Below are 9,968 nucleotides of genomic sequence, written 5' to 3' on the forward strand. Positions count from 1 at the left end.
GTCAGTTCACCGGGTTGACGATGTCCAGCGTCCGGGTGCCGGTGCCGGAGACCAGCACCGTTCGGGCGGCCGCGAAGGAGCCGTCGTTGTCGTACCAGACGGTGTCGTGCCCGTATCCGTTGTGGACCTCGCTCTTGATCCTGATGAGCTGCGGACCGACGACCAGCATCCGGTAGCCGCTGTCACCGCCGCCCCGGCCGACCTCCTCGCCGGTGACCGCGTTGTAGGCGTAGACACTCGCGCCCGGACGCGGTTGGCCGGCCTGGCCGCGGACCACCCCGGTGACCACCGTGCCGACCCGCAGGTGCACGTCGTACGTGGCGGTCGCCCCGGCCGTCACCCGGGTCTTCTGGGCCAGCAGGCGGTTGCCGGTGCCACCCGACCACTGCCGGGCGTGGTCCGGCACGTCGAAGACCAGCGGCCACCGGTACGGTCCCAGCCAGTCGATCGTGTACCGACCCTGCCCGTCCACGGCGGTGCCCACGACCCCGTCGCCGGAGTGATCGTGTGGGTAGAGCGCGACCACCCCGCTGGTGATCAGGCCGCCGCCGGAAGCGCTGCGGACCACACCGGTGATCGTGCCGGCCGGGTCGAGCGCCGGGGCGACGGTCGCCGTCGCGCCGCCGGTGACGGTGATCCGGCGGGCGGTGACCGCGTCGCCGGTGCCGCCGGAGGTGCCGACCCACTGCGCGCCGAGGCCGCTGCCGTCCGGCGCCTTGACGAAGACGTTGTAGTCACCCGGCGCCAGCCGCGGGGCGGAGACCGTGCCGGTCGAGTCGGTGCAGTGTTGGCCGTCGGGGCGGAGCACGCCGGTGCCGGCCTTCGCCACCGTGATGCAGGCGTCCGCGAGCGGGGTGCCGGTCGCGGCGTCGGTGACCGCGGCGGTGATCGTGCCGCCGCGTACGAAGACGATCTCCAGCTGCCGGTCTCCCCGGACCGTACCGTCACCTGCACCGACTGGGGCAGGTAGTCGCCGGCCGTCTCCGCACTGCCGCTGTACGTGCCCGGCGCCAGATCAGTGAACGACAGACCGCCGTTGTCGGTGCACAGGTTCCGGCTGCCGGCACCCTCGAGATACAGGCAGTAGTCGGAAACCGGGAGGCCGGTCACCGAGTCGCGGCTGGTGACCACCAACCCGCCGGCGGGTAGCAGCTGGTCGTCGACGACGGTGGTGCCGCCGTCGGTGACCGGGGAACGGTCGGCGTCCTGCGGGCCGGTACGGCCGGTCGCGTACTGCCGCCACGTCCGGTTCTGGTCGCTGAACGCCACCCGGTAGTCGTCGCCGGTCGCCAGGTCGTCGACCCGGTACGCCCCGGTCGAGTCGGTGGTCGCCCAACTCGTCGAACCGGCGCCGCTCACCTCGACGCTGACATCCGGCAGCGGGCTGCCGGAGCGATCGAGGAACCGGCCCGCGATCGAGCCGGTGGGCAGCAGCACGTCGTCGACGACCGTGTCCTGGTCGGCGACCACGGTGAAGGTGTCTGCCGCGTCGAGGGTCCGCTTCTGGTGGGCGAACTGCCGGAAACCACCCATAAGCTGGAACTCGATCTTGTAGTCGCCGGGGAAGAGCGCCGGGATCCGGTAGTTGCCGTTCTGGTCGGTGTCCCCGTAGCCGAAGTCGGCGCCCGGGGCGATCGCGGTCACCGACGCGTACGCCACCGGTGCGCCGTTCGACCCGGTCAGCCGCCCGAGGATCGAGCCGGTCGGCCGCAGCACCTCGTCGACGACGAGGGCCTCACCGGGATCCAGGACGATCGCGTCGGCAGCCTGGAAGCTGGACTTCTGGTGGGCCCACTACCGAAGGTTGTCCTGGGTGCGGAACTCGATCTTGTAGCTGCCGGCCGGGACACCGGAGAAGACGTAACGGCCGCTCCGGTTGATCGAGGCGTGGTCGACGTAGTCCTGGTCCACGGTCCAGAGCGTCGCCGACCCGTGCGGGCTGGGTGCCCCGCCGCTGGTGGTCAGGATGCCGCTGATCGAGCCAGTAGTGGGGTTGGCCACGGCGGGAGAGGCGATCGCGGTCGCGGCGGCCAGCGCCGCGACGACCATCACGGTTGTTCGGACAGATGAGAATCTGCGCACGTACGTCCCTTGGGGGTGAGGGGACCCGGGGCGCCATGGTGGCGGTATGTGTCGGTTTGGTGCCCCAGGGTGCCATGATCGGCGCGCGCAGGATAGTCGCTTTGCCCCGTCCGGTGGGCGCACTGTATTCTCGGTCGGCGGTGGTCTACGGGCCACCTGGGAGACTTCGCCTAGTCTGGTCTATGGCGCCGCACTGCTAATGCGGTTGGGGTCTTAAAGCCCCTCCCGGGTTCGAATCCCGGAGTCTCCGCGCTCGGACCGGTGTGTAGACTGGCCCAGGCACCAGCGCCCGTAGCTCAATGGATAGAGCATCTGACTACGGATCAGAAGGTTAGGGGTTCGAGTCCCTTCGGGCGCACAAGATCGAAAGGCGTCTGACCTGTGGAAACACGGGTTGGGCGCCTTCGGCTTTTCATCTCCTGTGGACGATGGGTGTCATGCGGGTGCCACTCGGGTGTCGCTACTCTCTGTGTTGGCTGTGTGGTTCGGTTCTTGGTGACCTACGGCTTTTCGCGTTTCTTGGGTGTCGAGGTGTCTGTTGCTGGTCGGCGTTTGGGTCGGTTGTCTCGGGCCTGTTTGCGGATTTTGGCGCGGGTGCGGTGTGCGGCGGTGAGGACCAGGTGGGCTGTGGCGTCGGCGCTGCGTCGTTGTGTCAGTGGTAGGACGCTGGTGTAGGTGTCGGCGGTGACCACGATGCTGGAGTGCCCGAGTAGCTCCTGGAGGGTTTTGAGGTCGGCTCCGGCTTCGTGGGCGAGGGACGCGGCGCCGTGTCGTAGGTCGTGGAGTCGGACCGGTGGCAGGTCGGTGCGGGTGACGAGTAGTCGGAAGCGGCCGCTGGCGTAGCCGGGGTGGATGGGGCTGCCGTCCTTGCGGACGAACACGTATCCCGAGTCGATCCATGTCCTGCCGGCTGCCAGGCGCCGGGTCCGCTGGTCGCGTTGGCGGCGGCGGTGGTCGCGCAGCACCTGGATGGTGTGCCGGTCGAGGGCGACCGGCCTGCGGCCGGCGGGGGTCTTGGGGTCGCCTTCGACGACCTGGTAGCCGGCGGTGGTGCGGTTGCGTTCGACGTAGAGCACGCCGTGGTCGAGGTCGATCTCGGTCCACCGTAGCCCGCACCCCTCGCCGCGGCGCAGGCCGCGTAGGGCGGTGAGCCACCAGAACGCGAACAGCGGGTCGTCGCGGACGGTGTCGAGGAAGGCGCCGAGTTGCTCGGCGGTCCATACCGCCACGGGCGGATGGGTGCCGGTCTGCTGCCAGGCGTGGACGCGGTCGGGGGTCCAGACCTGTGCGTGGGGTGTGCGGTAGCCGGCGACCGCGATGTGCCGGGCGGGGTTGAGCTCGATCAGCTGGAGTTTGACGGCGAGGTTGAGCGCGGCGCGCAGCGTGGTGCGCAGGTGCCGCATCGCCGAGGGTGACTGGGGCAGGCCCTTGGCGTTGGTGGTGGCCGCGATCTGGTCGAAGGCGCCGCGCAGCAGCCTGGCGTCGAGGTCGGCCAGGCGGTAACGGCCGAGGTGGGGGATCAGGACACGCTCGACGTCGCGGGTGTAGTGCAGCCTTGTCGTCGCCCTGATCCCGGTGTGCTGGTCGAGCCAGTGACGCAGCCACCGCTCGACGGTCCAGCCGCTGGCGGTGCGCTGGGCATCGGTCGAGGCGAGCCACTCGTCGCGCGCCCGTCGGGCGGCGGCCTGGGATGGGTAGCCGCCCCGGCGGACGCGTTCGGAGCGGCCGAGCATGTTGGTGGCGGAGCAGTGGAAGTACCAGCTGCCGTGCCGCGGTTCCGGCAGCCGCGGGCAGGTCTTCTCCAGCCGTCTTCCGCTGGTGTCCCGGCATCCGCACCGCTTGAAGATCACACCCCGATTCGCCATGACGCCTTCCCTTCCGACTTGCTGGAATGTTCCTCCTGAGCGTTGGTGTCCGCGGAGTTGATTGCCAGTCACCCGACTGAGCGAGGCGAACCGTCACGGCCATCGCGGCAGCGTGCGGGCCCGGCGGGCCGAGGTACGGGACTGGCGGACTTCTGGTCTGAAGTTCTACACGCCGTAGCTGCTGTAGAACTCGACAACGATCCTCCGCGTGACGCTGAGTCATGTCCGTTATGCGCTCGGTGTAAGTCGGGCGGCCGTTCTGAGGGCTGGAAGGCCGATAGCGGCGGAAGCCTCCCCTTACATCGTGATTCGTGACGGCAGTTTCGATCGATCTTCGTCGTAGATCTTGACACTGCCGATGGCGCTCCCCGAATATTCCCTCGCTTCGATCAGCCAACCAGCGGGGGAACGTGGTGACTGCAAGCCAGCCGGGGATCAGTGCGCCCCAAATGCGTCACTCTTCGTCATCGACACGTGGCGTAGCGGTGATAGGGCGTCGTTCGCGCCCGATCCCACGAACTGCGGTGGCGGCCGGGATGGCGGTTGCCATGGTGCTGCTCCCGGCCGGCCTCGGGGTTGGTCCGATCGATCGCGGCGAGGCCGCCGTCGTACCACCCACGTGTGCCACGGAGGCGCCGTCGGAGCGTGAAGCGGTGGAGATGGCGATCGCCTGTGACACGCCCGTTGCCGTGACATCCAGCATGACGGAGCTGGAGCAGAAGGTAGCGCAGCCGTCGGGTGGGATGGTGTACGAGGCCGCGATCGAGCCGCAGCGGGTCCGCCGGGCCGACGGGTCCTGGGACGGCATCGACCTGTCCCTGCAGCAGGGGACCGACGGCCGGTGGCGCCCGGTGGCCGCGGTAGCCGACGTGGCGTTCTCCGGCGGTGGCACCTCGCCGTTCATCTCGCTCGCCCGCGACGGGCACACCATGTCCCTGTCCTGGCCCACCGCGCTCCCGACGCCGACGGTTTCCGGGGACACGGTCACGTACCCGTCGGTGTTGCCGGACGTGGACCTTGTCGGGCGGGCGACCAGGACCGGCTTCACCCATGTGCTGGTGGTCAAGACGGCGACGGCGGCCGCGAACCCGGCCGTCCGTCAGTTGCGGTACAGCCTCGGCGGCAGCGTGGACGTGGCCACCGACCGGAACGGCGGATTGCGGGCTACCGCCGACGATGTCTTGATCGCCTCCGCTGCTCGTGCGTTGATGTGGGACTCCTCCACCGCCATCGGCGGTGAGCATCGCTCGTCGGAGCAGGACGAAGGGGGCCCGGCCGGCTCGTCGGCGGCCGGGCCGGGCGACGCGGCGGCCGTCGCGCCGGTCGCTGTCTCCCTCGACAGCGGGGATCTCGTGCTGACGCCGGACACCAGCCTGCTCGGAGCGGATGCGGCCTACCCGGTCTACGTTGACCCAGCCTGGGAGGTCGAACAGTCGAAGTGGGCGTGGGCCAGCGACCCGAAGGGGAACAACGACAACTCATCGGCCCGCGTCGGTCGTAGCCCCTTCGACGGCCGGCTCTACCGCTCTTACTTCGACTTCAAGCTGAGTGGGATCGCTGGCGCGCAGGTTCTTGGCGCCTACGTGCAGACCAACCTCGACCATTCGTACGCGTGCACGCCGACCCCGGTCAGCCTGTGGCATACCGCGGGCTTCACGTCGCCGCGTACGAACTGGGCGCCGAAGATGAACAAGTACCTGGGCAGCAAGAACGGCAACGCCGCCGAGGGAAACGGTTGTAATCCACAGCCGGACATGACCCTCAACTTCATGGACCCCAGGGTCACGGCGCTGATCAGCTCCCACGCGTCGAGCCGGGCGGCCCAGGTGTCGGTGGGGCTGTGTGCGTGTGACGAAAACGGTACCAACGAGGGTGTGCAAGGCCGGTGGAAGAGGTTCATAGCGGGCGACACCAAGCTCCTCGTCGACTACAACTGGAGGCCGGACACGCCGCACGGCCTCCAGACGGCGGGTATGGCCTGTGGCAGCGGCCCGCTGTCGATCGGGACGATGACACCCTCGCTGTCCGCGGTCTTCCCCGACCGGAACACCACCCAGTCGTTGACCGCTGCATTCGAATGGCTGGAGGTTCCCAGCGGCGGCGCCTACAACGACTCCACGCCCCGCAAGCCGGCACCGCCGTCGGTCTCGGTCGTGGCGAACGGTCGGGCGCACAGTGCGGCACTGTCCGGTGTGCAGGCCAACAAACGGTACGCCTGGCGGGCCCGGGGCACCGACCCCGCACCGTACAACGCGACTAGTAGCTGGTCGCCCTGGTGCGAGTTCATGATCGACACGACGGCGCCGGTGCCACCGACGATTTCGGTCGTGTCGTCGCCGGGCGGCCCGGGCGAGGCGGGAACGTTCACGCTGTCGACGCCGGAGTCGGATGTCGTGTCGTTCCGCTACGGCTGGACGGACCTCGCCGCGATGTCGGTGACCGCGACCGGGACGTCGACGAAGTCGGCCACCGTCATCGTCGTCCCGCCGCACTACGGCCTGAACACTCTCTATGCCTATGCGATCGACGCGACCGCCAACAAGGGCAATCACGAGACGTACGAGTTCATCGTGAACCGGCCTTCCCCAGCGGTGGCCGAATGGGGCCTGGAGACCGGCCGCGGGACCGAGGAAACAGCGGCACTCGCTGACCGGCAACCGATCCGGGCTGGCAATACGCCGCTGACGGCCACCGATCTGACCTGGTTCAATGACGCGCGGCTGATGGCTGGCAGGTCGTCGAGTTTCAACGGGTTCACGACGCTGGCGACGGCGTCCGGCAGCGCACTGGACACGTCGAAGTCGTTCTCCGTTGCGGCGTGGTTGCGGGTCAACGACCTGGACTGCTCAACCAACCGGACGGCGGTGTCGGCGGACGGCGTGCACGTGAGCGCGTTCTTCCTTGGTTTCGAGTGCGGGCAGGGCAAGTGGTGGTTCCGGGTGGCTGACCGGGACGCCTCGGATGCCGGCCTCGTGGAGGTGCGGGCGCCGGTCGCTGCGGTCCCGGACCACTGGAACCACGTGGCGGCCTCGTACGACGCGGTCGAGCGTCGGCTGAAGCTGTACATCGATGGTGTTCTCGTTGACGAGCACAGCCCGTCGGCTTCCTGGCTCGCTTCTCGTGGTGCGGGCTGGGACGCGGGGCAGATCGTTGTGGGCCGGGGCCGCTGGTCCGGCAACAACGCCGCATTCTTCGCGGGGCAGATCGCCGGGGTGCAGTTGTTCGACCGGGTTCTGGTCGACCAGGACTTCACCGGCCAGCTCGCCACCGATCCGGGATCCGGCGGGTTTGACGAGCCGGGCATCGTCGCGCCCGTGCATGTCGGATGGTGGGACTTCGAGGAGGCACTGTCCTGCTACGACCCGCTCATCGTCGAATGCGACGTGCCTGACGGCACCGGCTGGGGCCGCCGGCTGGCATTCAGCAAGGGCGCCCAGGCCAACCTGGGGCACCGAGGCACGGGGATGCTCCTGGATTCGTCCCATTGGATCGAGGATGAGGCCGATCCGAACTACGGCATCGCGACCGAGGAGTTCGGGCGGTCGCAACGCAACGCCGCCAACACCGGCCAGCCGCCGGTGTGGGAGGACCGGCCGGTGCTGCGTACCGACGGATCCTTCACCGTGTCGGCCTGGGTGCGCCTGAACGACACCGCCACCGCGCAGACCGTCATCGCCCAGGACTCCACTCCCGGTTCGTACAGCGGTTTCACGCTCGGCTTCCGGCCGGACTCGGGCGGGCAGTGGGTGTTCTCGATCAGGCGTAACAAGAACGACGACACCCGGAACTCGGTCGCGGTCGCCGCGGCGGTCGATCCGACCGACTGGCACCACCTGGTCGCGGTCTACGACCGTTCGGAGAAGCAGGTGCGGTTGTACGTCGATGGGGTGTTGCTGGACGAGGCGCCGATGCACGCCCAGTTCTCGCCCTGGCACGCCGCGGGCCCGATGCTGGTCGGTCGCGGCTCGTCCCCGACCGGTCCCGTCGACTGGCTCGGCGGCGCGGTGGATGACATCTACATCTACCAGGGTGCGATGACGCAAGGCGGCGTCGCCAGCCTCAACGAACAGCAGCTCCAGTGACTCGTCGGATCGCCGGCCGCCGCCGGCACGTGGACTTCGTTGCGCACCCTCGACACCCGGAGGACGTTGTGAAGGTCGGTCACGGTCTCGATCGCAGCGTTGGGCGATCCCCGGCGCGTAGGAAATTCGTGCGCCGCACACGGTGGGGTCTCTCGGCAGCTTTGGCGGCGACGATGGTCACCTCCTTGCTGACCGCCTCACCGGCCCAGGCGTACGCGCCGAAGCCGGCTCCCGCTCCGCTGGTCGGTCAGTCCGAGCCGCTGGACGACCACGGTTACGAGGTCAGCGGGAAGGCGTACACCCAGAACCTGCCGGAGCCGGTCGAACGTCCCGAGCCGGTCTGGCCGAGCGGATCGGCGACCGCCGAGCTGACCAGCGCCGAACGGGCGCGGGTCACCGGCAAGCCGGCGGCGGTGCAGGTCGGGTCGCTGCCGGTATGGGTGGACCAGGCGGCACCGGACCGGCCGGCGCCGGCGCGGGTGTCGGTCGACGTCCTCGACCGGAAGGCGACACCGGAGGCCTGGCAAGCTGCCGTCCTGCTGCGTGTCTCGGCCACCGACGACGCGAGTGCCAGAGCGGCGGCCGACGAGGCGCCGCTGAAGGTCTCGGTGGACTACTCCAAGTTCAGGTACGCCTACGGTGGTGACTGGGCGGCGCGGCTGCGGCTGTGGCAGGTGCCGTCCTGCGCCCTGGAAGACCCAGCGCCGGCCGGCTGCCAGGTTGTGCCGCTGCGGTCGGTCAACGACACCGCCCTGAGCATGGTTTCGGCCCAGGTCGACGTCCCCCCGGCGGCACGATCGGCCGCCGGCTCCGCTATGACCATCGCTTTGATGGCGGGGCCCACCGGCTCCGGCGGGGATTTCGCGGCCAGCCCGTTGCAGGCGTCGTCGTCGTGGTCGGCCGGCGGGTCGACCGGCGACTTCTCCTGGACGTACCCGATGCGGCTGCCGCCCGGGATCGCCGGCCCCACCCCGGGGCTGGGCCTGTCGTACTCCTCGTCGAGCGTCGACGGCCGGTCCGAGGCCACGAACAACCAGCCGTCGTGGATCGGTGAGGGCTTCGAGTACACGCCCGGGTTCATCGAGCGCCGCTACGTGCCCTGTTCGGAGGACATGGGTGGCTCGGCGAACAACACGGTCAAGACCGGTGACCTGTGCTGGCGCTCGGACAACGCCACGATGAGCCTCAACGGGCGCAGCACCGAGCTCATCTTCGAGGCAGGGAAGGGCTGGCACAGCCGTACCGAGGACGGGTCGCGGATCGAGAAGCTGACCGGCGCGCCGAACAACGACAACGACGGTGAGCACTGGAAGGTGACCGACGCCGACGGAGTGCAGTACTTCTTCGGTCTCAACCGTCCGGCCGGGCACACCAGCGACACGAACAGCACCTGGCGGACCCGGGTCTACGGCAACCACACCGGTGAACCGTGCCGGCAGTCGACGTTCGCGGCGTCGCACTGCATGCAGGCGTGGCGGTGGAACCTCGACTACGTCATCGACCCGCACGGCAACACCAACTCGTACTGGTACGACAAGGAACTGAACAAGTACGCCGCGAACCTCACCAGCTCCGACACCGTCTCCTACGACCGCGGCGGTGTGCTGCGCCGGATCGAATACGGCACCTGGGACCGTGGCGCCGGTGACCGCTCGACGACCCCGATCGCCCAGGTCCTGTTCGAACCGGACGACCGCTGCCTGTCCAACTGCGGCACCCACGACGCGACCCGGTGGCCGGACGTGCCCTGGGACCAGGAGTGTGCCCAGTCCGCGACCTCCTGTGGCACCAACTACTCGCCGACGTTCTGGAGCACCAAGCGCCTGGCGAAGGTGACCACCAGGGTCTGGAACACCTCGGTCACCCCCGCGGACTGGCAGGACGTCGACTCGTGGACGTTGACGCACTCGTTCCCGTCCCCGGGTGACGGCACCAACGC

General features: G+C 69.1%; 5 protein-coding genes, 2 tRNA genes and 1 pseudogene. 4 read left to right on the forward strand and 4 right to left on the reverse strand.

The features are described 5' to 3' along the window. Nucleotide 1: 1 nt before the first annotated feature. From AB0M79_RS16275 to AB0M79_RS16285, 3 genes are all read right to left on the reverse strand, one after another. Complete coding sequence (locus AB0M79_RS16275; protein WP_364213550.1) at nucleotides 2–568, reverse strand: hypothetical protein; 567 nt, start codon at nucleotides 566–568, stop codon at nucleotides 2–4. Continuing rightward, a complete protein-coding gene (locus tag AB0M79_RS16280; protein WP_364213553.1) occupies nucleotides 538–1,716 on the reverse strand; it encodes a carboxypeptidase regulatory-like domain-containing protein in 1,179 nt (392 codons plus the stop codon). Before AB0M79_RS16280 ends, AB0M79_RS16275 begins: the two co-directional genes overlap by 31 nt. A gap of 78 nt (nucleotides 1,717–1,794) precedes the next feature. Continuing rightward, nucleotides 1,795–2,052, reverse strand: a complete 258-nt coding sequence (locus AB0M79_RS16285; protein ID WP_364213556.1) for a carboxypeptidase-like regulatory domain-containing protein — start codon at nucleotides 2,050–2,052, stop codon at nucleotides 1,795–1,797. Nucleotides 2,053–2,241: 189 nt separating this feature from the next. Between AB0M79_RS16285 and AB0M79_RS16290 the strand changes: the two genes are divergently transcribed. Together AB0M79_RS16290 and AB0M79_RS16295 are read left to right on the forward strand one after the other, a co-directional pair. Then, a tRNA-Ser gene (locus AB0M79_RS16290) sits at nucleotides 2,242–2,332 on the forward strand. A gap of 35 nt (nucleotides 2,333–2,367) precedes the next feature. Further along, nucleotides 2,368–2,440: transfer RNA gene (locus tag AB0M79_RS16295), tRNA-Arg, on the forward strand. A 142-nt stretch (nucleotides 2,441–2,582) separates the two neighbouring features. Here AB0M79_RS16295 and AB0M79_RS16300 read toward each other — a convergent pair. Continuing rightward, nucleotides 2,583–3,947: a site-specific integrase gene (locus AB0M79_RS16300; RefSeq protein ID WP_364213559.1), complete on the reverse strand. Its 1,365-nt coding sequence runs from the start codon at nucleotides 3,945–3,947 to the stop codon at nucleotides 2,583–2,585. Between the two features lie 998 nt (nucleotides 3,948–4,945). Between AB0M79_RS16300 and AB0M79_RS16305 the strand changes: the two genes are divergently transcribed. Both AB0M79_RS16305 and AB0M79_RS16310 read left to right on the forward strand, forming a co-directional pair. Next, nucleotides 4,946–8,029: a LamG domain-containing protein gene (locus AB0M79_RS16305; protein ID WP_364213562.1), complete on the forward strand. Its 3,084-nt coding sequence runs from the start codon at nucleotides 4,946–4,948 to the stop codon at nucleotides 8,027–8,029. Nucleotides 8,030–8,202: 173 nt separating this feature from the next. After that, nucleotides 8,203–9,968 (forward strand): annotated as a pseudogene (locus AB0M79_RS16310) (hypothetical protein); the annotation flags it as partial.

The sequence above is a fragment of the Polymorphospora sp. NPDC051019 genome (assembly GCF_040683055.1).
Lineage (GTDB): Bacteria > Actinomycetota > Actinomycetes > Mycobacteriales > Micromonosporaceae > Polymorphospora > Polymorphospora lycopeni.

What these genes read in the sequence shown, in the direction of transcription:
- AB0M79_RS16300 (WP_364213559.1), bottom strand. Translation starts at nt 3,947, where the DNA reads ATGGCGAATCGGGGTGTGATCTTCAAGCGGTGCGGATGCCGGGACACC.